At 69.3% G+C, this 24,848-nt stretch carries 25 protein-coding genes; 10 read left to right on the forward strand and 15 right to left on the reverse strand.

What is annotated here, in order from left to right; translation table 11 throughout:
* Positions 1-381 precede the first annotated feature (381 nt).
* The 3 genes from ACZ7OH_RS00005 (at position 382) to ACZ7OH_RS00015 (ending at position 3,910) form a co-directional block, all read left to right on the forward strand.
* Positions 382-1,458: a tyrosine-type recombinase/integrase gene (locus ACZ7OH_RS00005; RefSeq protein ID WP_470278819.1), complete on the forward strand. Its 1,077-nt coding sequence runs from the start codon at positions 382-384 to the stop codon at positions 1,456-1,458.
* Between the two features lie 73 nt (positions 1,459-1,531).
* The gene (locus ACZ7OH_RS00010) at positions 1,532-3,478 is read left to right on the forward strand and encodes a hypothetical protein (protein WP_470278820.1); all 1,947 of its coding nucleotides are present in this window, start codon (positions 1,532-1,534) and stop codon (positions 3,476-3,478) included.
* Positions 3,479-3,640: 162 nt separating this feature from the next.
* Positions 3,641-3,910, forward strand: a complete 270-nt coding sequence (locus ACZ7OH_RS00015; protein WP_470278821.1) for a LysR substrate-binding domain-containing protein — start codon at positions 3,641-3,643, stop codon at positions 3,908-3,910.
* Between the two features lie 338 nt (positions 3,911-4,248).
* Here the strand turns inward: ACZ7OH_RS00015 and ACZ7OH_RS00020 are convergent, their stop codons facing one another.
* From ACZ7OH_RS00020 to ACZ7OH_RS00040, 5 genes are all read right to left on the reverse strand, one after another.
* Positions 4,249-4,902, reverse strand: coding sequence for a hypothetical protein (locus ACZ7OH_RS00020; RefSeq protein WP_470278822.1), 654 nt, complete (start codon positions 4,900-4,902; stop codon positions 4,249-4,251).
* A gap of 181 nt (positions 4,903-5,083) precedes the next feature.
* Positions 5,084-5,548, reverse strand: a complete 465-nt coding sequence (locus ACZ7OH_RS00025) for a hypothetical protein (RefSeq protein ID WP_470278823.1) — start codon at positions 5,546-5,548, stop codon at positions 5,084-5,086.
* A gap of 1,854 nt (positions 5,549-7,402) precedes the next feature.
* Positions 7,403-8,272 carry a hypothetical protein gene (locus ACZ7OH_RS00030; RefSeq protein WP_470278824.1) on the reverse strand — a complete coding sequence of 290 codons (870 nt, stop codon included), beginning with the start codon at positions 8,270-8,272 and terminating at the stop codon, positions 7,403-7,405.
* Positions 8,273-8,577: 305 nt separating this feature from the next.
* Entirely contained in the window at positions 8,578-8,730 is a 153-nt protein-coding gene (locus ACZ7OH_RS00035) for a hypothetical protein (RefSeq protein ID WP_470278825.1), read from the reverse strand.
* 83 nt (positions 8,731-8,813) lie between these two features.
* Entirely contained in the window at positions 8,814-9,683 is an 870-nt protein-coding gene (locus ACZ7OH_RS00040; RefSeq protein WP_470278826.1) for an alpha/beta fold hydrolase, read from the reverse strand.
* 83 nt (positions 9,684-9,766) lie between these two features.
* Here ACZ7OH_RS00040 and ACZ7OH_RS00045 point away from each other — a divergent pair, with 83 nt between their 5' ends.
* The gene (locus tag ACZ7OH_RS00045; RefSeq protein WP_470278827.1) at positions 9,767-10,234 is read left to right on the forward strand and encodes a MarR family winged helix-turn-helix transcriptional regulator; all 468 of its coding nucleotides are present in this window, start codon (positions 9,767-9,769) and stop codon (positions 10,232-10,234) included.
* 87 nt (positions 10,235-10,321) lie between these two features.
* Here ACZ7OH_RS00045 and ACZ7OH_RS00050 read toward each other — a convergent pair whose 3' ends face one another.
* Positions 10,322-11,815: an FAD-dependent monooxygenase gene (locus tag ACZ7OH_RS00050; protein WP_470278828.1), complete on the reverse strand. Its 1,494-nt coding sequence runs from the start codon at positions 11,813-11,815 to the stop codon at positions 10,322-10,324.
* A gap of 61 nt (positions 11,816-11,876) precedes the next feature.
* On the opposite strand from ACZ7OH_RS00050, the gene ACZ7OH_RS00055 reads away from it, so the two are divergent.
* Positions 11,877-12,503 (forward strand): TetR/AcrR family transcriptional regulator, encoded by a 627-nt coding sequence (locus tag ACZ7OH_RS00055; RefSeq protein ID WP_470278829.1) that lies wholly within the window; start codon positions 11,877-11,879, stop codon positions 12,501-12,503.
* A gap of 61 nt (positions 12,504-12,564) precedes the next feature.
* Here ACZ7OH_RS00055 and ACZ7OH_RS00060 read toward each other — a convergent pair whose 3' ends face one another.
* Together ACZ7OH_RS00060 and ACZ7OH_RS00065 are read right to left on the reverse strand one after the other, a co-directional pair.
* Complete coding sequence (locus ACZ7OH_RS00060; protein WP_470278830.1) at positions 12,565-13,032, reverse strand: cupin domain-containing protein; 468 nt, start codon at positions 13,030-13,032, stop codon at positions 12,565-12,567.
* 26 nt (positions 13,033-13,058) lie between these two features.
* Positions 13,059-14,009: an alpha/beta hydrolase gene (locus ACZ7OH_RS00065; protein WP_470278831.1), complete on the reverse strand. Its 951-nt coding sequence runs from the start codon at positions 14,007-14,009 to the stop codon at positions 13,059-13,061.
* Positions 14,010-14,169: 160 nt separating this feature from the next.
* Between ACZ7OH_RS00065 and ACZ7OH_RS00070 the strand changes: the two genes are divergently transcribed.
* Positions 14,170-14,760, forward strand: coding sequence for a TetR/AcrR family transcriptional regulator (locus ACZ7OH_RS00070; protein WP_470278832.1), 591 nt, complete (start codon positions 14,170-14,172; stop codon positions 14,758-14,760).
* Between the two features lie 7 nt (positions 14,761-14,767).
* On the opposite strand, the gene ACZ7OH_RS00075 is transcribed toward ACZ7OH_RS00070, so the two are convergent.
* The 3 genes from ACZ7OH_RS00075 to ACZ7OH_RS00085 form a co-directional block, all read right to left on the reverse strand.
* Complete coding sequence (locus ACZ7OH_RS00075; RefSeq protein ID WP_470278833.1) at positions 14,768-15,097, reverse strand: winged helix-turn-helix domain-containing protein; 330 nt, start codon at positions 15,095-15,097, stop codon at positions 14,768-14,770.
* Complete coding sequence (locus tag ACZ7OH_RS00080) at positions 15,094-15,585, reverse strand: hypothetical protein (protein WP_470278834.1); 492 nt, start codon at positions 15,583-15,585, stop codon at positions 15,094-15,096. Before ACZ7OH_RS00080 ends, ACZ7OH_RS00075 begins: the two co-directional genes overlap by 4 nt.
* Positions 15,586-16,387: 802 nt before the next feature.
* A complete protein-coding gene (locus ACZ7OH_RS00085) occupies positions 16,388-16,618 on the reverse strand; it encodes a hypothetical protein (protein ID WP_470278835.1) in 231 nt (76 codons plus the stop codon).
* A 407-nt stretch (positions 16,619-17,025) separates the two neighbouring features.
* Between ACZ7OH_RS00085 and ACZ7OH_RS00090 the strand changes: the two genes are divergently transcribed.
* Positions 17,026-18,132 (forward strand): hypothetical protein, encoded by a 1,107-nt coding sequence (locus ACZ7OH_RS00090; protein WP_470279551.1) that lies wholly within the window; start codon positions 17,026-17,028, stop codon positions 18,130-18,132.
* Between the two features lie 324 nt (positions 18,133-18,456).
* Here ACZ7OH_RS00090 and ACZ7OH_RS00095 read toward each other — a convergent pair whose 3' ends face one another.
* Both ACZ7OH_RS00095 and ACZ7OH_RS00100 read right to left on the reverse strand, forming a co-directional pair.
* A complete protein-coding gene (locus ACZ7OH_RS00095; protein ID WP_470278836.1) occupies positions 18,457-19,818 on the reverse strand; it encodes a M14 family zinc carboxypeptidase in 1,362 nt (453 codons plus the stop codon).
* A 126-nt stretch (positions 19,819-19,944) separates the two neighbouring features.
* The gene (locus ACZ7OH_RS00100) at positions 19,945-21,165 is read right to left on the reverse strand and encodes an MFS transporter (protein WP_470278837.1); all 1,221 of its coding nucleotides are present in this window, start codon (positions 21,163-21,165) and stop codon (positions 19,945-19,947) included.
* Between the two features lie 79 nt (positions 21,166-21,244).
* Between ACZ7OH_RS00100 and ACZ7OH_RS00105 the strand changes: the two genes are divergently transcribed.
* From ACZ7OH_RS00105 to ACZ7OH_RS00115, 3 genes are read left to right on the forward strand one after another with little or no spacing between them, the layout of a single operon-like run.
* Entirely contained in the window at positions 21,245-22,237 is a 993-nt protein-coding gene (locus tag ACZ7OH_RS00105; protein WP_470278838.1) for an ArsR/SmtB family transcription factor, read from the forward strand.
* On the forward strand, positions 22,234-22,443 hold the full coding sequence (locus ACZ7OH_RS00110) for a hypothetical protein (protein WP_470278839.1): 210 nt from the start codon (positions 22,234-22,236) through the stop codon (positions 22,441-22,443). Before ACZ7OH_RS00105 ends, ACZ7OH_RS00110 begins: the two co-directional genes overlap by 4 nt.
* Entirely contained in the window at positions 22,440-23,237 is a 798-nt protein-coding gene (locus ACZ7OH_RS00115) for a hypothetical protein (protein WP_470278840.1), read from the forward strand. Before ACZ7OH_RS00110 ends, ACZ7OH_RS00115 begins: the two co-directional genes overlap by 4 nt.
* Before the next feature lie 191 nt (positions 23,238-23,428).
* Here the strand turns inward: ACZ7OH_RS00115 and ACZ7OH_RS00120 are convergent, their stop codons facing one another.
* Together ACZ7OH_RS00120 and ACZ7OH_RS00125 are read right to left on the reverse strand one after the other, a co-directional pair.
* Positions 23,429-24,244 (reverse strand): 2-keto-4-pentenoate hydratase, encoded by an 816-nt coding sequence (locus ACZ7OH_RS00120; protein WP_470278841.1) that lies wholly within the window; start codon positions 24,242-24,244, stop codon positions 23,429-23,431.
* Positions 24,245-24,259: 15 nt separating this feature from the next.
* Positions 24,260-24,823, reverse strand: a complete 564-nt coding sequence (locus ACZ7OH_RS00125; protein ID WP_470278842.1) for a flavin reductase family protein — start codon at positions 24,821-24,823, stop codon at positions 24,260-24,262.
* Positions 24,824-24,848 lie beyond the last annotated feature (25 nt).

Genomic DNA, 24,848 nt, shown 5'->3' on the forward strand with positions numbered 1-24,848 from the left:
GCCCGCTCACGCAGCTCGTCGCTGTACTTCTTCGGTGCCGGCATGCTCTGCATCCTCCCTGAGATCAGAGCCTGCACAGAACCCGGGGCGCATCACTTCTTCGTGAATGAGGTGCATGGCCATGACGTCGGATGATGGATTGTTCAAACGATGCGGGTGTCGCGATCCCATGACGGGCCGCAGGTCGGGAAGCCACTGCCCGAAACTGGCCGTGCGCGGACATGGGAGCTGGTACTTCCGGCTGGAGCTGCCGCCGGGGAAGAACGGGAGGCGACGGCAGCTGCGCCGTGGCGGGTTCCCCTCACGGAAGGCAGCGGCCGCGGCGCGGGACTTCCTGTCCAATCCCACCACCCTGGACGGCGTTCCGGGTCGGCGGTCACGGTGGCGCAGTGGCTGCGGTTGTGGCTGGAAAGCCGGGAGAACCTCTCGCCGTCCACGATGCGCAGCTACGCCATGCACGTCCGACGCCACCTGATACCACACCTCGGGCGGGAACGAGTCACCGAGCTGACCCCGGCCCGGGTGCAAGCGATGTTCACCTCCCTGATCCGCACCCATACGGCCGCCGACCAGCCGTTGTCGACCGCAACGCTGCAGCGCATCCACGCCACCCTGCGCGCCGCACTCAACGCCGCAGTCCCCCGAGGCCTCCTGGCCTCGAACCCGGCCCGCTTCGTGGAACTGCCGTCCGGGGCGAAGCCGCATCCGGTGGTGTGGACCCCGACACGGATCGCGCTGTGGCAGGCGAGCGGGATCCGGCTCGCGGTCGCGATTTGGACCGCCACGCAGACCGCCGAGTTCCTCAACTGGCTCCGCCACCGCGAGCATCCGCTGTACGTGTTGTTCCATCTCGTTGCGTTGCTCGGGCTACGGCGAGGCGAAGTGGCCGGGTTGCAGTGGGCAGATGTCGACCTGCGGGCGAGAACGGTCACCGTGGCCCGTCAAGTCCGTCAGGTCGGCAAGCACCTGGAGCTCGCGGCGCCGAAAAGCGCCTCGAGTAACCGGGTGATCGCCCTGGACCACACGACAGTCGCCCGGCTGCAGGGTCTACGGATCGAATGGCTGGCCACTCATCCCGGCACCAGTGAACCGGTCGGGTACCTCTTCTCCGACCGGAACGGCGCCCCGTTGCAGCCGGACTTCCTGACCGTCACCTTCCGCCGGCTCAACACCGCGTCAGGGCTTCCGCCGGTACGGCTGCACGACCTCCGCCACGGCGCCGCCAGCCTCTCCCTGGCCGCGGGCAACGACCTGCGCACCGTCCAAGCCCTGCTCGGCCATTCCAGCATCACCCTGACCGCCGACACCTACGCCACCGTGCTGCCCGACCTCGCCCACCACGCGGCCGAAGCCACCGCACGCCTCCTCCACGACGCCACCGGCACCCAGTCCGGACGGCGGCGTCCCGGCCGGCGCAACCGCACCAGTCGCTCGACACGAATCCGGCACCACCGATAACGGGAGCCAGCGACCTACAGCTCGCCCTAAGCTGGCACCGGCCAAGGTAACCAGTGGGTGGAGGGGTGAGGGTGTGCCGTACGCCGTGTGGCTGGAAATGACCGCACCGGAACCGATCACCGACGCGGCCGCCGCAGCGCAACTGCCGGGGCTGATCGCCGACCTGCTGGAAGCGGGCTGGGAGGTACCTGCAGTCCCCTGGCTCGAGGACGAAGACGACCCTGCCGGTACCGACGATGACGAACCCGGTAGTCCCGGCCTGCTCGACATGCGCGTGCTGGGCTACCGCGACGGCGCCATGATCGGGCTCGCGGTCGACACCGACGTCCTCGAGGTCGCCACAACGATCGGTGCGAGCCTCGGCCGGCACCTTGCCGACGCCGCACCCGCGCTGCTGGGCTGGACCACCGAGTCGCTCCGCGCCGCCAAACTGACCGCCCCGGACCCCGATGGCGACTGGCTGCCGCCGCTGCGCGACGACGGCCCGCGGTTCCCGGTCGCGGAGCACCTGCGCCACGACCTGCTCGAGATGGCCGCCCAGTTCCTGATCGCCGGAGCCGTACGCGACCTGCACGACCCCACCGGCGAAAGCCGCCACACCCCCGAAGCAGTCGACGCGGCCGACCTCGTCGCCGGTGCCGTCGCCCAGCACCCCTGGGGCCGCGAAATCGGCGGTGAGCTCGGCACGCTCCTGATCGCCGCCGGCCGCCACGAGGCGATCTCCGGCACCCGCCGGCCGCTGACCGGCCACGGCGGCGGCGACACCGCCCTGGCCAAACAACTGCTGGAGACGGTGCGCGGCGAGATCGACCAGCCGGCCATCGACTACGACGACGACCGCATGCGCGGCCACGTCCTCGTCGAAGACTTCATGGAACTCCACGACCTGCAATGGAACCGCCGCAGCGACAACCTCGACGACGAGGCCGACGAACGACGCAGCCGCGAGCAACTCCGCGCCCTGCTGTGGGCCGGACTGCGCGCCCTGGCCACCCTGACTTATGACCTCACCGACCACGCCCCCTCGCCGTGGCTCTGGCTCGCCGACCTGGAAAGCGACGACCTCAGCCCCGCGGTGGGCGTCTTCGCCGAGCTCGACGACGAACGCCTCGCCGTGGCCGTTGAGGACGATGACGAGGAGCTCGCCGACGCGGCCGAGGCGCATGTGCTCGTCCGCGCAGCCCTGCTGCATCCCGATCTGCTCGACAGCCCCGCCTTCGACGAAGTCGGCTCGCCGTTGGCCGACACCGCGGTCACCGTCGGGCCGCTGCACCACGTCGCACACGACGCCCTGATCATCTTGGGCGCCGACGCCATCCAGACAGCGGCAGACACCGCACAGCTCACGAAGACCGCGGCCCTCGTCCTACCCCCGCTGCGCGCCATCGAAGCCCTCCGAGACGACGACGCCGATCCCGAAGCCGACCCGTACAACGATCTCCACGCTGCGCTCGAACAACTCCTCCCCACCTCCGGCAACACCAGCCGACGCATCCGGAAGGCCCGCAGCCTCCTGTCACTGATCACAGCCGCCGCGGCGACCGCCACCCCCGGCACACCAGCCCGGGTAGCCCGCGAGCTGTTCCTCGATCCCGCCACCACAGCCTGCGTCCTGCTCTCCACCGACGACGACCGCCGGACCATGCAACGCCTGCGCACCGACATCCTCATCGCCGCCGCCGCACTCGACCCCGCCATCGCCGGAAGCTTCGCCGCCGATCTGCCCGCACTGCGCAGTGACGACCCGCGCGACGACCCGGCCCTCCGCAACGAGATCAACACCTGGTGGCGTCGCACCCTCCAGGTGCTCCGCCACCGGCCCGAACTCCTCCGCCAACAACCACGATGCCCCGACCCCGGCGCAACATTGCTGAAGTCCGCGACAGCGGCCGAAGGCGAACCGTCCGGCACACTCGAGGACCTGCCTACCGCCCACGCTGCCGTCGCCGTTGCCCAGGCCACCTCGGCAATCAGCCTCGCACTCGGCGATTCGGAATTTCTGGCCGAGATCTTCCATTGACCGCGCCCCGGCACCCAGGCAGTCGTAAGCGCCGGACGTCGGCTTCATAGCACGGCGGCGGCTGGCGGTGCATCAGAGCGGCACCCGTCGGTGGCTGGCCAAACGCGCTTACCGGCCGCCGGCATGTAGCGAACGCGCCATGGGCAGCCGGATGTGCCGGTGGTGGAGATCGTCTTCGGCCATGCCGCGGGCCGGGCGGCCCTGCAGCATGACGGACGCGCGGACGTGGCACTGCTGCACACCCCGCACGAGAATCTCCAAGGCCTCGGCGCCGAAGCCTTGATGGCCGAGCCACGCGTAGCGGTGTTGCCCGAGTGGCATCGCCTGGCGCGGCGAGCGAGTCTGTGCTGGCCGATCTGCGGGGCGAAACACTGCCCCGCTGGCATGGCCGGACAACCGGTAATGCGACCGGACCCGAAGTCGCCGACATAACCCAACTGAAACGTTGATCGCTCTCGCGCCATCGCAGTCCTGGCGCGGTCCACGCTGGGACAGGTGGGCGGCGAACTGGTCTGCGTGCCGGTCCTGGACGCAGTCCCCAGCACCCTGGTCGTCGCATGGTCGCTGAACCGTTCCTCGCGACACGTCGCCGGGTTCGTCCAGGCCGCCACAACTGTGGCCGTCCGCCGTCACGGCGGCACAGACACGACTCGTGTCCCATGAGGAAGCACTCGATTGTGCCTGCGCGCCGTACCTCAATGACCCTGGACCTCAACGACCCTGCCTGTAAGACCACCGCCATCAAATGACTACTCTAAGTAACGCAGCCCCTACGCCGAGATACGGAGTTCGGCACGTACCAGCTTCACCAAGATGCGCGACCGCTCGGCGCCTACTCCCAGCGCCTTCCGGAGACTCTCGGCAGAGACCGGACGCTGATACAACTCACGATGCCGCCGATCCTCATGCCGTGCCCGCTCCAGCAACCCAGCGTCCACGCCTTCTGCTCGCTCTGCCGAAGTGCTACCTGAGTCGGCGATCTGGGCAACATCAGTCGGGCACCCGGTGGCGGATACGGCGGCCAGCGCCTGCAACAAGGTCGGTCCGACCTCCGCCCAGCCGATCAGTAACAACGGACCCACCGCATCGAACAACGCCTTCCCCACCTCACCAGCGATCAACGGCTCCGCGACGTTCAACGCCAATGTCACCACACTCGACGCCAGCAACAGCCGCCGCGCCGGCCGGATCACCTCAACGGGAGCGCCCCGCATCGACTGGGACCGAATGGCGATCAGTAGGCCGACCACCGACAGATCCACTGCAGGCGCCACGAGAGGCGCAACCCAGGCCGGTACCCCCAACCGGAGTGCCAACGTCAGCACGTTCCCGAAACCGAACAAGAAAGTCAGAGCCACGATGACCCCCACGATCAGCGTCACCGCCGACAGCACCGGATCACGGCCCTCGCCCGGGTTCAACACAGCAACCACCCTGCCCCGCCGTCCACACCACGAACCACGATCGACCTGCACGAACAGCTCGGCAGAATCCGGCACGGACGTGCCCGAGAAGTGCCCGAGAGGTCTCGCACACGTCGACAGAACGCGGTATAGTTCGACACAAGTGATTGCTGGTGACCAGCCGAAAAGGTCTTGTCCGACATCACTCGACACCACCCGACATCCCAAAACGCGTTCTCTTAACCAGCGGGTTCGGGGTTCGAGTCCCTGATGGCGCAACCCCATCACCCCAGGTCTGAGTCTCTTCGGCCTGGGGTTTTGTGGTATCTGGACGTGCTTCGTCCGCTTTTACTCTGTCCACTGTGGTCGTTCGGGAGACCGAGAGCGCAAGCCGGGTGCAGAGTCTTCCTCGGATCGCTCCGGCCAGCTTCCTCGCCGCATCAGCGGCGACTTCTTCGGCGACGTTGGTGTGGAGGTCCATCGTCACCTTGATCGACGAGTGCCGGAGCACCTTCATGTCCGCCCCGGCGCTCAGCGCCAGGGTCGCCGCACCGTGCCGGAGATCGTGCAGTGTGATCGGGGGCCGGCCGGCCAGCTTGATCAGCCGGGCAAACTCGTCCGCGAGGTTGGCCGGGCGCAGCGGGCTGCCGTCCAGCTCGGTGAACATCAGGGCCGACTCCACCCAGTCCGCCTTCACCTCGCCGGAGACCGGTGTAGGCGATGAGGTGATACAGCGCATAGAGCGGGTGGTGCACCTCCCCGGTCCGCCGCCACTTCGCGACCAGCTCCGGAGTCCACAGCTTCGGCTTCGGCCGAACCACGGGAGGCAACTCGACCAGCTTCGCGACGTTGCGGGTCAGCAGCCCCTCATCTACGAACGGACGCAGAACCGGGCGCTGCCACTTCACCGCCGCCATCTTCCGCGGATCGCCGCCGGCCCGGTACTCAGCGATCAGCTCGTTGCGCTCCACGATCGTCTCGAACAGGACGTCCAGGTGCTCGACCCGTAACCGATCACGACGAAGCGTCCCGAGGTGCGGACGCAGGTACAGCCGGGCATGCGACTCGTACGAGCGGTACATGTTCCGGCTCACCGTGCGCTTCTTCCGCGCCAGGAAACCCTCGAGTCTCGGGCAAGGGCTCCTTCCCTGAGATCACTCTCGCGAGCAGGTCCCCGATCTTGCCCAAAGTCTCGGTATCGCCCTCCTCGGCGATCCCGAGCAAGTCCCGGACACGCTGCAGCCCCTCCTCCGCTTCGGTCGCACTCTCGTACCCGCCCCGGCGCCGCGGCCGACGGTTCCCCGCGCGTCCCTCGGTAACTCGATGCGGAAGTACCACTGACCCGTGCCGCCTGTTCGTCAGCTTCGGGCACGCGTCGCCTAGCGACTTCCCGTTATCGTCCCGGCGGGAACGCCGCCGGTAGACCGACCCATCGGCCATTGAGGACTCCCCCGTCGTTCGTTAAGCACCCACCAGGGGCTTTCTCGCCGACCGATACTCGCGCTGCGACCACAACTCGGAGAAGCCCGAGCCCAGGAAAGATCACCGGGAGTCGGCACGCGATACGACGCACTGGCCCGGAAGACGGGGCAGGGAAAGGAGCCACCGCGGGCAAGGGCATGCGCCGTGGTGCGCCGGATTCCCAGAGCACGCGACGCCGTCATCAAGTTCTGCCCGAGCCGACCACGCGGACGAGCAGGCACCGGAACAACTGGAAACGTCGCTCGGCCGGCGACGGCGCAAAAGGGCTGCGGCTCTACGACTGGGCCGTGGCGTCCCTCTCCGCCGGTGAACACACCCCGCCCGGATGGACCCGCTGGTTACTCATCCGGCGGAGGCGGTTGCGGCTGGAAGCCCACGATGCCGCACACGCGCTGGCCGCCAAGGGGAACCAAGATATCGGGGGTAATTTCCTTGGGTGCAACTCGCCGCCCCAAAAGAATGATCGAATAGTTCCTCCGATCAGTTGTGAGGCGAGCTGAACCAAGGTGGTCCTCAGGCCGGCGATGACCGGCTGATCGCAGTGGACACAAACCGATGGAGGCAGCCATGGTTCAGGTAGGGCTATTGGTCCGGGTGGAGGCGTTCCCCGACGACGCCGGTCGGCAGACGCACTTGGCCGGCGGTGTGGGCGCCGCTCTCGGGCAGCGGGCCTCGGAGTTGTTCACCGAGTCGCCCGCGATCGAGAACGTCGACGTACCGGCATCGAAGCTTCCGACCTGACTCCGGTGTCGCTCGACGACGAACGGGTGATCGTCATCGGCGAGCGGCTGCGCGTTGGGTCCCAAAGAGTTGCCGGTTCAGTTCAGCTGGACGCTGGGCGAGCAGGCGACCACTGGCTCGTAAGCACCATCCGCTCGATCCTCGAGAACCCCCGGTAGCGCTGGCCGCGCTCGATGCCCAGGGGTGGCAATGTGCCGGACAATCGCGGGTGAGCGTTTCCGCGGACCGTTCTCCGGGCTGACAACTGAAAACCGGCAGCCGGGCGAATTCCCCGGCTGCCGGTTTCCATTTCACTGGATCAGGGGTGGTAGATCTCCTTGACCGTCGTGATCTGGTCGTCGTCGTTCACGGTGATCTGCGCGAGGATCGAATTGTTGTCCTTCAGGTGCTGGAGCAGCTCATTCTGGCCGCACGGCCCGTTGCCATAGCCCTGACCGTCGATGGTGACCGATTCGCCGGGGCACAGGGTGGCCGCGCTGAACACCTTGCCGCCCTTCTGCAGCGGGAGCCGATAGGTCTTGCCGTCGAGGGGCACCCAGTGGCTGTTGTCCGGACCGCCCTTCTGGCGGGTGACCAGCTGGAAGCGGACCATCTGCACGCTGGCGTCGTACCCGGTGAACTGCACCTCCTGGGTGGTGTTCGGGAACTTGCGGACAGTCGCGGCCGAAAGCCTGGTCTCCAGCTGCAGGGAACTGTTGGGCACCCCGCAGACGACGGCGCCCTGGCTGCCGGCGAACCCCGCCTGGCGGGCGCACGTCCACTTCCCCTGGACGTCGAGCACCCGCTCGCCCGGGCCTTCGGCCTGTGGCAGCTTTCCGTAGTACTCGGTGATCACGTTGAACGCCTCGGTGCAGCCCGGCGTGGTGCCGTCGGTGGCGGCGACCGCGATCAGGTCCATCTTCGTCCGCCCGGGGGCGCCGACCTGGCCGCCGTACTTGCTGCAGTCGACGTCGCCGGCACCGGCACCCCCAGCACCGGAACCTCCGGTGGCAGCCCCCTGGCCGCCGCCTTCCGGCACCTGCTCCACGGCCGCCGTCGCCGTCTCGTTTTTCGCCGGCGAACCATTGCCCGCGACACTGTTCCCGCTGCACGCGGAAAGCAGAACGGTGGCGGCGAATGCCCCGGCCACCATGGCAGTTTTGATTGTGTTCTTCGCAGTGAATTCCATCTCGGCGCCCCTCCTGCAGCCTTTTTTGAAGCTTTGTCTCCGAAGACGCCGGAAACGGAATCAGGTTGTTCATGGGCGCCGCCGGACCGCAGCCTTGCCCGAAAGTCCGGCCTGGTCTGTCCCCACGGGCACAACCCCGGCCAGCTTCGCAACCCCTCTCACCGATGCGGGAAACTCCGACCCGCGAGCGGACGCAGGCGAAGGTGGCGCGAGATCGCGACGCTGGCCGAGAAACTGGCCGAGCGCTCGGGATCCACCACCGGATTCGGCACCCGGAGTCCTCGAGTGCGCCGCGGGGCGCGGCTCTACGCCTTGGCGCTCGCGAAGAACTCGACCGGGCGCTCGCCGACCTCTCCGGGCTGTTCGAGAGTGGCCGAGTGGACCTCGCCCTCGACCGCGACGTAGGAGCCGCCGCTCACGTCGGCGATGGTGGCGCCCGGGATTGGCTGCGGCTTCACCGGATTAGTCATTGAGGCGCCAGATCCCAGTTCAGCAGGTGTGCCTCGCGATCGGCCGTTCGATTAGCGGCAGAACCTGACGTTCAATCGATGTCCGCGTAGAAGGAATGGAGGGTGGCCGAGAGCTGGTCGGGGGCTTCCATCGCCACGTAGTGGCCGATCCGTTCGATGTGGACGGCCGTCACGTCGGTGGCGACCTGCCGCAGCGTGTCGGGCGTGAAGTTCGCCGAGCGGCCTGCCACCGCGAGGACGGGCATGTCCAGTTTGCGGGCTGCGAGCGCGCGGAGTTCTTCGCCCTCGGAGAGAAATGACCGGTACAGGCCGGCTGCGCCGGCGAAGGCGTCGGGTCGGGCGTAGGAGCGGACGAGCTCGTCGATGTCGGCGTCGGTGAACGCGTCCGGGCTCGCGCTGAGGGAGGGGATCGCGTAGTCGGTGAGGAACTCGCGCTCGCGTCCGGTGAGGAGCATTTCCGGGATGCCGGGGGCGGCGAGAACGCCGATGTGCCAGGCGCCGCCGCGGGTGACATCGGCGAGCATCTCGGCGCCGAATCCCGGGAGCCCGGTCTCGATTCCGGTGTAGCTGCGGACGAGTTCGGGGTGGGTCGCGGCAACCCGGAACGTCGTGGGGCCGCTGATGTCCTGGCCGGTGAGGTGGACGCGGCGGACGTCCAGGTAGGCGATCAGGTCGCTGAGGTCTTTCGCCGCGGTCGCGCTGTAGTGCTCGCGCGCGGCGGTGGCGGAGTCGCCGAATCCGCGAAGGTCGACAGCAAACACTCTGTGGTGCTCGCTGAGCAGGGGGATCAGTTTGTGGAACACCCACCAGGTCTCGGGGAAGCCGTGCACCAGCAGCACGGGAGAGCCCGCGGTGCCGGCGGCGACGTAGTGCAGTTCGGTGCCGTTGAGGCTGACCCGGTGGTGGTCGATACCGGGGCGGGTGGCGGCGATGCGGTTCATGAGGTCCCTTCGAGCCGATAGACAAGTTACTTGTCGAACTCTAGAGGATGGACAAGTCACTTGTCTATATGGTCGGGCCTCGTATGATCGGCCGCATGGCGCAGTCCAGCGGTGCCGAGCTCGCGCTTCTGCTGCTCGGCGGGTTCCACTCCATGGTCGACGAGGTGAACGTGGAGCTCGCGAAGCGCGGCCACGAAGGTGTCCGCCCCGTGCACGAGTTCGCCTTGCGGGCCGTGGACGCGGGTGCGGACACCGCCTCCGAGCTCGGTCGCCGGCTGTCGGTCACCAAACAGGCGGCCGCGCAGACCATCGCCGTACTGGAGGGGTTCGGCTACGTCGACCGCGAGCCCGATCCGAGCGACGCGCGCCGCAAGCGCGTGCGGGTCACCCCACGAGGCCACGAGCTGATGGCCATCGGCGGCGCCCTGTTCGATGACGTGCGCAGCCGCTGGGCAGCCCGAATCGGACCCGAGCAGCTCGAGACCCTGGAAGCGCACCTGGCCCAGCTCACCGAGCGCCGTTCGTTCACTGCCGAAGACTTGCAGGACTGATCCCGAAACTGCGCACGATCAAGGAGAACGCTTGCCCTGCGCATGCCCATGGTGATCTGCGGTGGAGGTCTTGCCGGAGGGGACCGCTCAGCGCGGGTCGCCGAACCAGGTGGACAGGGCGTCGCGGAGGGACGTCGCGTTGGGAGTGTCGTCCGCGGCCCAGGCGACGTAGCCGTCCGGGCGGACCAGCAGCGCGGTCACGCCGGGTGTCTCGGCCAGCGGACGCACGTCGACCCGGTCGCTCCAGTCGCCCGCGACGGCGCGCAACTCGGGCGAGCCGGTCAGATCGGCCAGGACCGGCCGGGGCAGCCGCATGGCGTCGGCCAAGCCTGGGAGGTCGGGCAGGTGGCGCCCGGTCAGCGGGTGGGTCCGCGGGCCCACGTCGTAGCGGATGTCGAGACCTTGCAGCCGGGCTCCCAGCAGGTCGGTCAGAGTCGCGTCGGCGTCGAGCAGCTGGCCGAACAGCGCGCGCATCGCGCGGCTATGGGGATCCGGGCGCATGATCGCGATCTGCGCTCGGGTGTTCTCCAGCACTCGCTCGGCCACCGGGTGACGTTCGGCGGTGTAGCTGTCCAGCAGCCCGCCGGGTGCCCAGCCGCGTACGGTCGCGGCCAGTTTCCACCCCAGGTTGACGGCGTCCTGCAGACCGGTGTTCAGACCTTGGCCACCGAACGGTGGGTGCACGTGCGCGGCGTCACCGGCCAGCAGCACCCGGCCCATCCGGTACGTCGCCGCCTGGCGGGTGTTGTCGGTGAACCGGGCCGCCGACTCGACGTCGGTGACGAGCACGTCCGTGTCGCTGACGCGGCGCAGCGCGTCCTGCAGCTCGGCGGGGGTGACCGGCGCGTCGCGGTCGGCGGGCGGTCCGGCGAATTCCACGGTGAGGATCCGGCCGGGTTTCGGCCCGTGGGCGTACAGCCCGGCGTCGGTGGCGTGCCATCCGGTGGGCAGCGGCACGGCGGGGTCCAGGGTGAGCATCGCCTGGTAGCCGGTGGTCAACGGGTCGGTGCCGGGGAACGCGAACCCGGCCAGCTTGCGGACGGTGCTGCGGCCGCCGTCACAGCCGACGAGGTAGGCGCACCGCATGGTCGTCGCGCCGTCGCCGGTGCGCACGTGCACGGTCACGCCGTCCGCTTCCTGGATGAGGCCGGTGACCTCGTGGCCGGTCAGCACCGGCACGCCGAGCTCGGCCACCCACGCGCCGAGCAGCCGCTCCAGCGCCTGCTGCGGCAGGACCGTGCCGGGCGGGGCCTCGGCCGACGATTCGGCGTTCAGCAGCAAGCCCGCGAAGTGCCCGCCGAAGCGGGCTCGCGGCGGGCCGTCGGCACCCGGTGCGGGGCCCTGGCGGGCAAACGCGGCGAACCCCTCGCCGTGCTTCGCGCTCTCCTCGGCGAGCCGCGCGCCGAGGCCGCGCCGGACGAGCAGCTGCGTGCTGCGCCCGTCGATCCCGCCCGCTTTGAGTGCCTGGTTCTGCTCGACCAGGCGCTCCAGGACGACCACGGAGACACCGGCAAGTCTCAGCTCGGCCGCGAGCAGGAGTCCGACCGGACCACCACCGGCCACCACCACGTCAGTGTTCATGAAACTTAGCATCGTCCTAAATTTAGTACCGTGTCAAGTTTGGTACTGGTATAACCCTGTCATGCGCGAGGGACTGCGGGACCGCAAGAAGCGGGAAGCACGGCAGCACATCTCCGATACCGCGACACGCCTGTTCGCCCGGCGTGGGTTCGAGGCCGTCACCGTCGCGGAGATCGCCGAGGCGGCCGGCGTCGCCAAGGCCACGGTCACCAACTACTTCCCGCGCAAGGAAGACCTGCTCCTGGATCTGCAGCCGGAGGCCGAACACCTGCTCGTCGACGCCCTCCGGGGGCGTCCCCCCGGTCAGAGTGTGGTCGAGGCGGTCCGGGCGCTGATGCACCGGCTGCTGGCCCAGAAGCATCCACTGTCCGCCGTCGCGCCGGGCATGGCGCGGTTCGGACGCCTGATGGCGGAAAGCCCCGCGCTGCTCTCGCGAGCCCGGGAACAACGGGAGTCCCTGGAATCCGCCGTGGCCCGCCTGCTGGCCGAGGAAACCGGCGACCCGGTCCGCGCCGACTTGGTCGCCCGGCTGCTCCTGGCCACGGCGACCACCGTCGTGGTCACCGCCATCCGCCGCCTCATCGCCGGGGATCCGGCCGTCACCGTGGCCACGGATCAGGAACGGGTGGTAGACCAGGCATTCGACCTGCTGGCCGCAGGGATCCAGACCTTCGGCGGGAATTCCTGATCAGGCTCTTGGCCGCGGCCCGAACACGGCCTGGCGACAAAGTCGGTGGGGCTGAGCGGGGTCAGCGCGGCGGGCCGACGATGACGTTCCCGAACTTCTCCGCTGCCTCGGCCATCCGGGCCGGAGAGATCTCGAAACCGTCCGGCCGGGGCTCGGCCCGGTCGCGGCCGGCGTGGCGGAACATGCCCTCGATGCCCGCCGGGGTGTTGATCATCAGCAGGTCCGCCTTCGCGGACGTGATGCGGTAGGCGTGCGGGATGTTCTTGGGCAGGAAGACGATGCCGCCCTCCGCGAGCTCCATCTCCTCCTCGCCCGCCCAGACCAGCGCGGTGCCCTTGATGAGCATGAAGACTTCGTCTTCCTTGGTGTGCAGGTGAAACGGCGGCGCCTCACCCCTGGCGACGTCGAACCGGCCAACCATCAACTGGCCGTCGGTCGCGGCGCTGTCGAGCAGGATCGACAGCGTGCCGCCGTCGAGCCACTCCAGTTTCTGCTGCTGGTCGGGCTGGGCGAGATACGCCATGCTCATCGGGTGGCTCCGTTCGAAATGGACGGTCAGAGGGAACCGAGGACACGCAAGCGATCGGCGACCGCGCGGCGGGCGACGTCGGTGTCCCAGGCGAACGTTTCGAACTCGTGCGGCACCCCGGGGTGCAGGTGGAACTCCACGTCGACCCCGGCCGCGCCGAGCCGCCGGGCGTAGTCGAGGTCTTCGTCGCGGAAGATGTCCAGCTGGCCCACCTCGAGGTACGTCCGCGGCAAGTCCGACAGGTCGGTCGCCCGCGCCGCGGCGGCGTACGGCGAGACGTCGGGGCCGCCGGCCCGGTCACCGAGCAGCGCCGACCACCCGGTGACGTTGTCCTCGTAGGTCCAGGTCGCGAACGGGACCAGCTCCGGGTCCGGCGTCGTCGTGCGGTCGTCGAGCATCGGGAAGACCAGGATCTGGCGCGCCACCGCCGGGCCGCCGCGGTCGCGGGCCAGCAGCGTCACCCCGGCGGCCAGGCCGCCACCGGCGCTGTCCCCCATCACGGCGATCCGGTCCGGGTCGACGCCGAGTTCGGCGGCGTGGTCGTGGAGCCACTTCAGTCCGGTGTAGACGTCCTCGACCGGCGTGGGGTCGGGGTGTTCGGGCGCGAGCCGGTAATCGACGGCCAGCATCGGCACGCCGCTCGCGGACACGTACCGGGCGATCGGCGCGTCGTAGAGCGCGACGCTGCCCAGGATCATCCCGCCGCCGTGCAGGTACAACGCGGCCGAGCCCGGGGCGGCGCCGTCCTTGGCGTACCAGCGCAGCAGCACCTTCGCGCCGTCGCCGGCGACCGCGTGGAAGTCGGTGACCGTCACGTCGGCCGGGGTGGGCTGCAGCGCCGCCGTCTCGGCCATCATCGCTTCCAACGCGACGCGCCGGGTCGCGATGTCGCCCACGGCGGGGTGCGGCGCGGCAGCCATGGCTTCGGCCATCGGGGCCAGGATCGCGGCGACCTGAGGATCGACGGTGAACGTCACAACGGTCCTACTTTCCGGGGATTCGCACGGACCGGATCGACGGCGATCGGGGTCAGGACACGCGACTCGGCGACGCTCAGGCGCGATAAACGGACGATATCGTCCGGCTAATCGGCTGTCAACGAGTACGGCGAGGCACCGAACTGCGATGATCTGAGCCGTGAGCGAGGGCAAAGGCGGACCTGAGCGGCGGCGGGAGCTGCGCCGGGATGCGATCGACAACCGCGACCGGGTCCTGGCGGCCGCCGCCGTCGCGGTCCGCCGGGAAGGGACCGCGGTCCCGATGGCCACCATCGCGGCGGACGCCGGGGTCGGCGTCGGTACCGTCTATCGACACTATCCCTCGCGAGACGCGCTGCTCGGCGCGTTGACGCACCGGTCCTTCCAGCTGGTGCTGGAGACCGCCCGCCGGGCGGCGGCCCTCGACGGACCACCGATCGAGAAGATCCGCTTCTTCCTCGAACGCACCATCGAGCACGGATCGGACCTCGTGCTCCCGATGCACGGTGGCCCGGCGCCCAGCGACCAGGCCACCGTCGCGCTCCGGGACGAAGCCCACCGGACACTGGGCTCGATCCTCGAACAAGGACGAGACGACGGCTCGATCCGGGCCGACGTGACCAGAGCCGACATCGTCAGCTTCGGCGCGTTGCTGGCGCAGGGTCTCCCCCACGTCCCGGATTGGAAACCCACTGCCCGCCGCCAAGCCGACATCTACCTCACCGGCCTCCTGAACCGCACCGGCCGCTGAACCGCGACTACTTCGCCCCGGACTCGGACTGAGGACTGCGGGCGCGCTCCACGATCATCCGCAACTCTTCGACATGACCGAGGAACCGTTGCCGTCCCTCGCTGCTTGCTTGTACCGAAGTCTTGGGCACCCGCCCGACGTACGTCCGCCGCTGCTCGACGTAGCCGTCTTTCTTAAGCGTGGTCAGCTGTTTGGACAGCGCGGAGTCCGAAAGGGACACCGCGTCCCGCAAAAAGGCGAAATCGCACCACTGTGCCGCGCACAGCACCGACATGATCGCCAGCCGTGTGGGGTCCGACAGCAGGCGGTCCAGCCCGGACGGTGGCGGAGTCGTCATGCGTCCGTTCGCCGCTGGGCCACCGTGAGCAGCAGCTGCGACAGAGCGAACAGCCCGGTGAACGCGACGCCGTAGAGCACCCCGGCCACGGTGTTGGGGTACCCGGGCAGCCCGACAGCGTCGGCGAGGTCATGGGTGACATCGGTGCCGTAGCGGGAGAACAGCCACGCGCCCAGAGCCGCGACGAAAGCCACGACCCCGAAGACCCAGGGGACGAACGACTGACGGCGCTGCACCCCACGCACCCTACCCAGCGGCGCGGGCCCGTTGACGCGACTGGTCGCGAACACCACGGCCAGCACCACGAGGACCAGGACGGCGACGAGTTTCGAGCCGCTGAGACTGATGACGTCGTTGAGTGCCATTCCCCCGGCGGCCAGCACGAAGACCGCCACATAAACCCACCACGGCAGGTGCGCTGCCCGCCGGGTCCGGTCCTGGTGCGCCCGAACCGTGGCGAGAGCCTCGGCTGCTTCCTGTTCATCCATGACTACCTCCGTCGACTACTTGCCTACTTGGAAAGTACTCACTTCTTTCCGGATAGGCAAGTAGTCGACGGCGGACTGGCCCGAGTTCCCTGCGCCGCCACCAGCCCGGCTGACAGCTGAGTGGCCAGTTGACCAGTGCGTTCACAAACGAACGTCCCATGCTGGTGGTCCAGCGCCGTAGCCGGTCAAGCCGATGGGCGGACGCACCGCTGTATCGGAACGCGGGCTGGGCCACGGCAGCCATGCTCCGAAAGAGGCCGATGGGGAATCTTGACTCGCCAGCCAGGATCTCGCCGCGGCCAACATGGACCCCGGTGGCCCGGCGTTGGTCCGCGACGGCGACGGCTGTGATCGACGTCGTTCTCGCCGGCAGCCGAAGACTCGCTGCACGACTGGCTGCCCGGTGGGACCTCGCGCTCGGTGAACTGTTCGAGAGTGGCGCGTCTTCGGCCGTTCTGCGACGTCGATGGCCGGACGGTACGCCGGCGGTGCTCAAGCTCGCCACCGCCCGCTGCCTCGGAGAGCCGGGGTTCAGCAGCTACGCAGGGAGTGGCGCCGCGTCCTATATGGACATCGGTGCACGCAGGGGTCGACGACGATCTCGCCGGACAGAGCTGATACATCTGCGTGGTGTCCGTCGTCGGCTGGCTGGCGCTGGAGGAAAACACGCTCGGGTTCGGTGCGGGCGTCCCCGGGTTCGGCACCTTCCTCGATGTGCTCCTGCGCGGCCTGCCGGTCCGGCGGCCGCGCATCGCCGGCGCTCGTGACCACGTCGAACGGCCACCGGCTCGCCCATCGCGGTTCAGATCTGCCAGCGAGCGCAGACGATTCCGTCGTCGTCCGGTTGCACGGCTACGAGCAGCGGGGTGTGGTCCTCGGTGGTGAGCGTCAGGAGTATGGCCGCTCGGGCGCCCGACAACGCCTCGGTCAGGCCGGCCCGGTCATCGCCGTCGGCGTGGAAGCTGTGGATGCGGCCGTCGGCGTGTTCCACGACGGCCCGGCCAGTGAAGTCCGGTGCCATCGTGCGCAGCACTGCCAGAACGTCGGTCGACAGGTCCGGCCACACGGACACGAGAGCGCGGACCGAGGCCGGGCACCGTGGCGTCGGCGGTGACGCGATGCCAACGGGAGTGGTTGCCGACGATCTGCTCCTCCACCAGAACCCGGCCGTGCCGCGCAGCGAGTGCCGCCACCTCGGCCCAGAACGCCGCGTCCGCCGGGCGCGACTCGTACGGCCCGTCGGCATCCGGGTCCTGTCCGCCGCGGCCGCCAGTGGCTGCACCCATAAATCGCCGCCGACGACCAATGTTCGAAGTGCTCTGAGCATTTCCCCTTTTCGGGTCAGAACCGCGAACCATGGCGTGTAACCCCGGCGCGTATTGCGTGACGACGCCTTGACATCACTATCGAGGGAGGGTTTCGATGCGCAAGCTGTCACACGTGACCGTCTTGTCCGCAGCCGCGTTGATCACGGGAATCGGCACCGCCGCGCCCGGGACGGCCGCCGCGTCCGGTCCGCAGTACAGACTCGTGCTCGGCGCTGCGGCAACTTTGGAATACCGCGGGATCAACGCGCGCGGCGACATCATCGGTGTCGGTCTCGACGCGGCGCGCTTCGGGCGAGAGGAGGGCTTCGTCCTCAAGGCCGGTACGACGACGCCCCTATTCCTGGCCGACCCCGGCACGAACAACCAGGACTCCAGGCCGCGGTCCATCAACGACCAGGGCATGGTGGTGGGGAACTACCAAAAGAACGTGGCGGGCCCCGGTGGGGCACAAGAGATCACCCGCCCGGCGATCTGGCCGGGGCCCGGCAGCGCCGGATCGGATCTCGGCCTGAACCCCACCGGGTCGGCGGACGCGTTCGGCATCAACGATCAACAGCAAATCGTGGGCTGGCAGGGCGGCCGCAACTCGATCACGCCGTGGCTCCGGAACGGCACCACGGTGACCACCTTGCCGCCGCTCGGTGGTTCCAACGACACCGAGGCACTCGGTGAGAACAGCAACGGAGTGGTCGTCGGCGAAGCCGCGGTCCCGGGCGGCACCTTGCCAGGCGGCAACCAGGTGGCCCTGGAGTGGTCCAGCGGAAAGCTCAGCACGCTCGGCCAGCTCAACGGCGGCGCCTGGAGCGAAGCGCTGGCCATCAACACCGCCGGCCAGGCGGTAGGTTCGGCCTCGCCCGCCGGGCACTCGCTCCTCGACTCCCACGCGGTGCTGTTCAGCGGCGGCAAGGCGATCGACCTGAACGTGCCGCGTGGCGTCAACCAGGGCACCGCGCACGCCACCGCGATCAACACCGGCGGCGTGATCGTCGGCGACGACGCTGTCTTCCCCGATGTGTCGGGCATCGGCAACGGCTTCGTCTACCGCGACGGCCACGCGACCGAGCTCAACTCGCTGATCGCACCCACCGCGAACGTGCGGCTGGGAGGCGCGACCGGCATCAACGACGGCGGAGACATCGTCGGCACCGCCGTGCGCACCGCGCCGGATGGAACGGTGTCCACCGTCGGCTATGAACTGCTGCCGATCTCGACCACCTAGTACGGCGCTGAACCTCGATCCAGGCTCCTGGCCGAGTCCGCGCGCCTGCCCGCGCAGGCTCGGCCGGGCGTGGATCCGGTGGTCCCCCGGGATGCCGGCGCAGTCACCGCCCCTGAGCCTGTCCACGAGCAGCGCATCTCGCCACCGACTGCCCCCATTGAGGTTCGAGCGGATGATCCTGGCTATGGGGTGGTCGGGTCCCAGCACCCGCTCGCGGCCGGCGTCAGCCGACGTCGCGGCGCAGCTCGTCGCGAACCCGGTCCATCAGAACACTCCGACGAGTGTGGCCACGAAGGTTGCGTACACCATGAACACGACGCCGCCTCACTTGTACGGCGACGGAGCCTTGCTCGCGAGGTAGTTGAACGTCTTGACCATGTACGGCCAGAAGGTGCTGTTCACGCACGAGTAACTCGGCGTGAAGCCGTCGCACGCGCCGGGGCCGTCGAGTTCGATGGTGAACGACGCGATGCCGAGTTTGCCGTAGGCGTAGTCGTCCGAGCCGCCGGCGGCGTTGTAGAGGAGGTCGCCGGCCTGGCCGTACGGGTAGCCGGAGAACGCCGACATCGCCTTGCCCATCGCGCGGAACTGGGTATCGCTGGGAGTGTGGACGGTGTTCGAGTACTCCCACGGCAGGATGATGATGCCGGCGTAGCTGTGCAGCATCAGCGCCGTGCCACGAGCGGACGCGTCGGGCTGGTCGGACGCGCCGTCCGCGCGGTGGTCACCGAAGAGCTGGCTCCAGAGTTGTTCCAGCGCCTTGTTCTCCGGCTCCGAATCGGCGGAACCGGTGGACGTCGACGTCGTCTGATCGCACCTGCTGGTGTTGCTCTGCCAGTGGTAGCCGAAGTTCCGGTTGTTGTCGACGCCCGGCTGGCTGCCCGCCGAATCGCCGCAGCGCGCGAGGTCCGCACTGGTGAAGTCGGCGTTCTTCCGGTGCAGCACCGGGTTGTTGCCACCCTGCTGAACGATGTTGACGCCGTCCGGGTTGACAATCGGGACGACCCAGATTTCGGTGGTGTTCAACAGGTTCGTCACCGTGCTGTCGGTGCCGTAGCCGCTGACGAGGTAGTTGACGTACTTGTAGGCGAGCTCGCCCGTGGCGATCTCCCGCGCGTGGATCTGCGCCTGCAGGAGGAACCGCGGTTTGGCCGAGTTCGGGTTCATCGCGCAGTCGCCGCTGACCTTTTTCGTGATGCAGATGGCCTTCAGGTCGTAGCCGCCGCGCCCCTGCTGCTTCAGCCACGACTGACCGTAGTTGACGACGGTGGCCAGGTCGGGGTGCGCGGCCGCGGCGGCGGTCAGGTTCGCGTAGTGCGCGTTCACCGTGTGGTAGCCGCCGTCGTAGGTCTCGTCCTGCGGTGCCGCGCCGGGTGCCAGCCGCGGGGACGCCCAGGTGGCCGCGGGGTACCGCTTGCTCACCTCGGTGACGAAGCCGAGCTGGGACAGTTCGGCACCGGTGGTCTCGTCGCCGACGACGAACAGGTCGCTGCCCTGGCGCTTGACGATGTCGAGGCCGACGGCGTCCAGCGTCTGGGCTCTGGCCAGCGCGTCATGGACGCGGTACTCGACCGGGCCGTGACCGGACGGCGGGGTGTTCGCCTGGGCGCTCGTGCCAGTGGCCAGACCCACCGCCGCGAGCAGCACTGCGGCGGCGACCGTGGTGACGACGCGGGAGTTCCGCATGGTGCCTCCTTGACGTGGCCAGCTAGGGCCGAAGAGTAGACGCCGCGGAGTCACCCGGTTACCGACTGGAGTAGGGAATCGGCAGAGGACGCGCCGAGCTTGTCGGCACAAAGGAATCGACGCGTTTCACGGCACATCCCGCCGCGGCAACGACTGCACCAGGAGGAGCAGGACCAAGAACGTCCCGGTGCCGGCGAGAACGAAGGTGGCACGGGCGCCGACCACTCCGACTAGGGAACTGCCCAGCGCGTAGGCGAAAACGGCTCCCAGCTGTGCGGCAGTGCCGATGGTGCCGAACACCCGGCCGAGGAACGGGCGGGGTACGAGATCCTGCACGACTGTGTCATACCCGATGTTCTCCACGGCGTTGCCGGCGCCCGCCACCAACTGTGCCGCGACGACCACCACGAGAAGCGGGGCCAGTCCGTTGACGATCGTGCCGGCGCCGGTGGCCACCACGGCGACGATGAGCAGGGCGGTCGGTCTGCACCAACGGGCCAGCCGGGTACAGGCAAGGGAGGCGAGGACCATTCCGACGCCGAACGCGCTGGCTGCGACGCCGTACCCGGCTGGGCCGGCGTGGATCACGTCCCCGGTGAGGAAAACCAGCGCCACGTTGTCCACCGCGGCGAAGGCGACGAGCAGGAAGAGACTCAGAACCAGCACCGAGATCTGCCGATCCGCCACGACATACCGCACCCCTTCCCCCGCTTCGGCCCACACACCCGTGACCGCACCAGGGTCCCGGGCCGGCTCGATGGCCGGGAGTCCGCGCAGCAGCAAGGCCGACGCGAGAAAGGTGGCCGCGTCGACGGCCAGCGCGGTGTGGGCGCCGCCGGGAGCTGCTCCCAGCAGGCCTCCCAAGCCCGGCCCGACGGTGAGCGTCAGGGTTCGGCCCAGCCCGAAGAGGGCGTTGGCCGGGACGCGGTCGGCCGCGTCGACCAGGACCGGGACCAGGCTGCGACCGGCCGGGTTCCGGATGGTCGCCAGGATCCCGGCGACCGCCACCAGTGCGGTCAGTACCGGCAAGGGCGGCAGCGTGATCGCGGTCAGCCCGATCACCAGCGCCGAGGCCAGTTCGCACCGCATCATCAACCGGCGTGTCCGGACCCGGTCGGCGAGGACTCCGGCCAGCGGTCCGCCGAGCCGGGGCAGCGCGTTCGCCGCCAACAGCAAACCCAACCCCGTGGGGCCGTCTCGCGGGGCGACGAGCAGGACGAGCGCGGTCGTGGTGATCCCGTCACCGACGAACGAGACCGCCCGCGAGGCGCACAACGACCGGAACGCGGGGTTGCCGGAAAGGAGGCGAGTCCCGGACACCGGGGCCGCGGGTGATGGTTCGGGCATGGGCACGAGGGTGCGGGAACCGCGCCGGGGGCTGCCGAGGTTCGGTGCAGGCCGAATCCTCGTGTAGCGTTTTCGCGAAATGACTCTTGTGCTGAGGTTCGGACGCGGGGACGCCGCCCGGTGCCGGTTCGCGATCTCGCCGCTGCAGGAAACGATGTCGGCCCTTCTGGTGCTCAAGAAGCCGGGTCGCCACGGCTGGTACCGGCCGTGGCTGCGCGATGTCCGGCCCGTCATCGCCCGGCTTGATCTGGGACTGCTGGACGCCGCCGCCCCGAGCAACGGGTATGGGCCGGATTTCCTGTGGCCGAGCCCGACCGGCGCGCTCACCACCATCGAGGACGACCTCGCTCAGGTCCGGGCCACCGATCCCGCCACCGTCGCCGCCGAACTCGCCGAGCACGTTCGTCGCATCGATCGCCACGCCCTGCGCGACGATCTCCGCCGAGTCCTCACCGGCGACCCCGTCATCGCCAGGAACACCTTGGTCACCCAGCAGCGGCTGGCCTGGCAGGCACTGGTCGAGCCACTGTGGGACCGGATCCGCGGCCTGCTCGACACCGACATCACGACCCGGGCACGCCAGCTGGCCGACGGCGGCATGGAAGGACTGTTCGCCGACCTGCACCGGCGAGCGACCTGGAAGAACGAAGAGCTGCACCTCACAGGCTTCCGGCACGGCACGGTGGATCTGCGCGGCCGCGGCCTTGTTCTCGTGCCCACGGCCTTCGGGTGGCCGAACCTCGGGATCGGGCCCACCGACGACACCTCCGTCACTCCTCCGGCGCTGGTTTACCCGATGCTCGGCGCGGCACGGCTGTGGGAACCGGCCACGCGATCACCCGCCATCGCGCGGCTCCTCGGCTCCGGTCGCGCATCCGTGCTGGCCGAGACCCTGGTCCCGAGTACCACCAGCGGCCTGGCCCATCGAGTCGGCCTCGCTCCGGCGACGGTCTCCGAGCACCTCACGGTGCTTCGCGACGCCGGTCTGGTCACCGCCGCACGACGCGGTCGTGAAGTGCTCTACCAGCAGACACCGCTCGCCGCAGCACTCCTCCACCCCGATCCGTTGTGATCGACCGGGCCCGGAACGACTGCCGTACGACTGCGCCCCGCGCGAACTCGGACATCCCCGCACCCCCGGGCGGGATTTCGCCGAAGGTCGCCGGCACCACCAACTACCGGAAATTCGCGGCCGCCATGCCCGCCGAGGACGAGTTCGCCGTCTGCCTCCTGAAGGCCCTCGAGGAGCTACGCACCGCCGGTAGAATGGAGTCGTGACGCTGTCCGGGGAACAGTGGTTGACGCAGGTCTTTCGACCGGCCGTGGCCGGGGTGAGCCGTGCTCGGCGCGAGCGCCCCGCCGGCGTGGATCCGTTGCGCCTGATCGGAAGTCGGCTCGCGGCGCAGGTCGAGGCGCTCGGTGATACCGGGGTGCTCACCGACGAGCAGGAAAGCACTGCGCTCGACCTCCTCGATGAGGCCGGGATCAGGCCGGAAATCCGGTCGGTGTCGTTCTCGGTGTCGTCCTCGACAGCCGCGGGTGCCTTCGCTCCCGTGGCTGTGCGGGCGGGTTCGGCGCCGGTCGTCGCCCGCGAGCCGGCCGAGCCGCTCGATCCGCCGACGTTGCGGGGTGTGCTGGCGGGGCCGCGGCTACTCGGCCACCTCGGCGGACTGCCGGTGACGCTGATCTCGGCGGAGCTGTGGAGCGACCGGTTCCTGGCCGACCTCTACACCGACCCCGGCCCGGAGCATCGCACCAGGCGAGCGCAGGCCGCGCGTGAGCAGCTGGAGTGGATGAAACGCCAACGCCGCGGGCAGGCCACCGAGAGACCGGGCCGGGCGGTTGTCGGCTCGCCACTGGCCGACCTCACCTGGGAACTACGCGACGAGCAGGGCACCGCGTATCGCCGGACTGGCGGCTCGGCCGAATCGGGAGACCATCTGGACCGGCTGCGAATGCAGTGGTCTCCGGCACCCCCTGCGCATTCGGGACGCCTGACCCTGCTCGCCACCGACACCACCGGCACGATCGTGCTCAACACCGAAATCCCCGTCCCCCGACCAACCACCTAACGCCGTACCGCGCCTGATCCCGCAGCCTCCGGAACTGGATCTGCTCCTCGTCGCGGATGGGCGCAAGGGCTCGGTGTCGGCACCGCCCTGGTCACGCACATGCTCGACCAGGCCGCAGCGCACGGCTTGACGACCGTGCGGGTCGAGTCACACCCGGGGCCGGCTCGGACACACTGGGCACCGCGCTTTGCTCATCGCGATTCCCCTTCGGGTGCGAAGCCGACCCGCACTGAGCCGAGGCCGGAGATCTCGCTGTGGAAGACGTCGCCCGGGGCGACCGTGACCATCGGGCCGAGGGCGCCCGTCAGCACGATGTCCCCCGCCCGCAACGGATCTCCCCGGCGGGCCAATGTGGACGCCAGCCACCGGGCGGCCGCGAGCGGGCTGCCGAGGCAGTCCGCGCCGGTGCCTTGTGAGACCACCGAACCGTTGCGGGACAACGTCATCCGCACCGTGCGCAGGTCCACGCGGTCGAGTGGCACCCGGGTGCCGCCCAGTACGAACAGGCCGGATGACGCGTTGTCCGCCACCGTGTCGACGATCGTGATGTCCCAGTCGGCGATTCGGCTGTCCACGATCTCCAGCGCCGCCGCCGCGAAGCCGGTGGCGCGCACCACGTCCGCCGCCGTGCTGTCGGGGTCCGGCAGGTCGTCGGTCAGCACCAGCGCGACCTCGGCCTCGATCTTCGGCTGCAGCAGCCGGTGGGCGGGCACGGTGGCGCCGTCGGCGATGGCCATGTCGGTGAACAGCGCGCCGAAATCGGGCTGGGCGACGGCCAGCTGGCGCTGGACCGCCGGCGACGTCAGGCCGATCTTGCGGCCGGCCAGCCGCCGGCCTGCGGCCAGCGCGTGCTCGGTGTTCAGCCGTTGCACCGCATAGGCCGCCTCGATGTCGCCGAAGGTGAACCGGTCGCGGATCGGTAGGCACGGCTTGCCTGCGTCGGCGGCGTTCCGCAGCAGGTCCGCGGCTTCACGGACAGCGGCAGCCACCGGATGGGGCGGGGGCATTGATTACCTCCGAGTTCAGGCGCCGGAAGAGGGACCGAACGGGTCCAGGCAGAAGCCGGACCAGGATTCGGAGTACTCCGAGTCCGCCGCGGGGCTGAGCAGGTGGCGGTAGCGGCCGGCGTGGAACACCAGTGGCTCGCCCGCGGCGTCGGCGAGTTGGCGCACCTCGCCGACGAACAACGTGTGGTCACCGGCGGGGTGGGCGTCGACGATCTCCGCACTCACCTGCGCCAGCGCCCCGGCCACGAGCGGAACTCCGGCGTGGTCGTCGAACCGCGGCAGCAGGTTCGGGTCCGGACGGCCGCTGAAGTGCTGGCTGACGGATTCCTGGTCCGCGGCGAGGACACTGACGCCGTAGACGCCGCTGGCCAGGAGGAAGCCGTGCATCTTGGCGCGGCGGGCGATGGACACCACGACGAGGGCGGGCTCGAGGGACACCGACATGAAGCCGTTCGCGGTCATGTGGTGCGGTCCCGCCGGCGTCGGCGTGCTGATGATCGTGATGCCGGTGGCGAACCGGCCCATGGCGTCGCGAAACCGCCGAGGGTCGACGTTCGCCGCCGGCGCGGCGGTACTCATGGGTCCTCCTTGGGTTTCCGGGAGC

Source organism: Amycolatopsis sp. NPDC114478, from assembly GCF_055633805.1.

Excerpts from the sequence above, each read along its gene's own strand:
- ACZ7OH_RS00055 (WP_470278829.1), top strand. The coding sequence starts at position 11,877 with ATGCGCGAGGGACTGCGGGACCGCAAGAAGCGGGAAGCACGGCAGCAC.
- ACZ7OH_RS00095 (WP_470278836.1), bottom strand. The coding sequence starts at position 19,818 with ATGCGGAACTCCCGCGTCGTCACCACGGTCGCCGCCGCAGTGCTGCTC.
- ACZ7OH_RS00120 (WP_470278841.1), bottom strand. The coding sequence starts at position 24,244 with ATGCCCCCGCCCCATCCGGTGGCTGCCGCTGTCCGTGAAGCCGCGGAC.
- ACZ7OH_RS00050 (WP_470278828.1), bottom strand. The coding sequence starts at position 11,815 with ATGAACACTGACGTGGTGGTGGCCGGTGGTGGTCCGGTCGGACTCCTG.
- ACZ7OH_RS00105 (WP_470278838.1), top strand. The coding sequence starts at position 21,245 with ATGACTCTTGTGCTGAGGTTCGGACGCGGGGACGCCGCCCGGTGCCGG.
- ACZ7OH_RS00040 (WP_470278826.1), bottom strand. The coding sequence starts at position 9,683 with ATGAACCGCATCGCCGCCACCCGCCCCGGTATCGACCACCACCGGGTC.
- ACZ7OH_RS00060 (WP_470278830.1), bottom strand. The coding sequence starts at position 13,032 with ATGAGCATGGCGTATCTCGCCCAGCCCGACCAGCAGCAGAAACTGGAG.
- ACZ7OH_RS00080 (WP_470278834.1), bottom strand. The coding sequence starts at position 15,585 with ATGGATGAACAGGAAGCAGCCGAGGCTCTCGCCACGGTTCGGGCGCAC.
- ACZ7OH_RS00025 (WP_470278823.1), bottom strand. The coding sequence starts at position 5,548 with ATGTTCACCGAGCTGGACGGCAGCCCGCTGCGCCCGGCCAACCTCGCG.
- ACZ7OH_RS00100 (WP_470278837.1), bottom strand. The coding sequence starts at position 21,165 with ATGCCCGAACCATCACCCGCGGCCCCGGTGTCCGGGACTCGCCTCCTT.
- ACZ7OH_RS00125 (WP_470278842.1), bottom strand. The coding sequence starts at position 24,823 with ATGAGTACCGCCGCGCCGGCGGCGAACGTCGACCCTCGGCGGTTTCGC.
- ACZ7OH_RS00030 (WP_470278824.1), bottom strand. The coding sequence starts at position 8,272 with ATGGAATTCACTGCGAAGAACACAATCAAAACTGCCATGGTGGCCGGG.
- ACZ7OH_RS00075 (WP_470278833.1), bottom strand. The coding sequence starts at position 15,097 with ATGACGACTCCGCCACCGTCCGGGCTGGACCGCCTGCTGTCGGACCCC.
- ACZ7OH_RS00045 (WP_470278827.1), top strand. The coding sequence starts at position 9,767 with ATGATCGGCCGCATGGCGCAGTCCAGCGGTGCCGAGCTCGCGCTTCTG.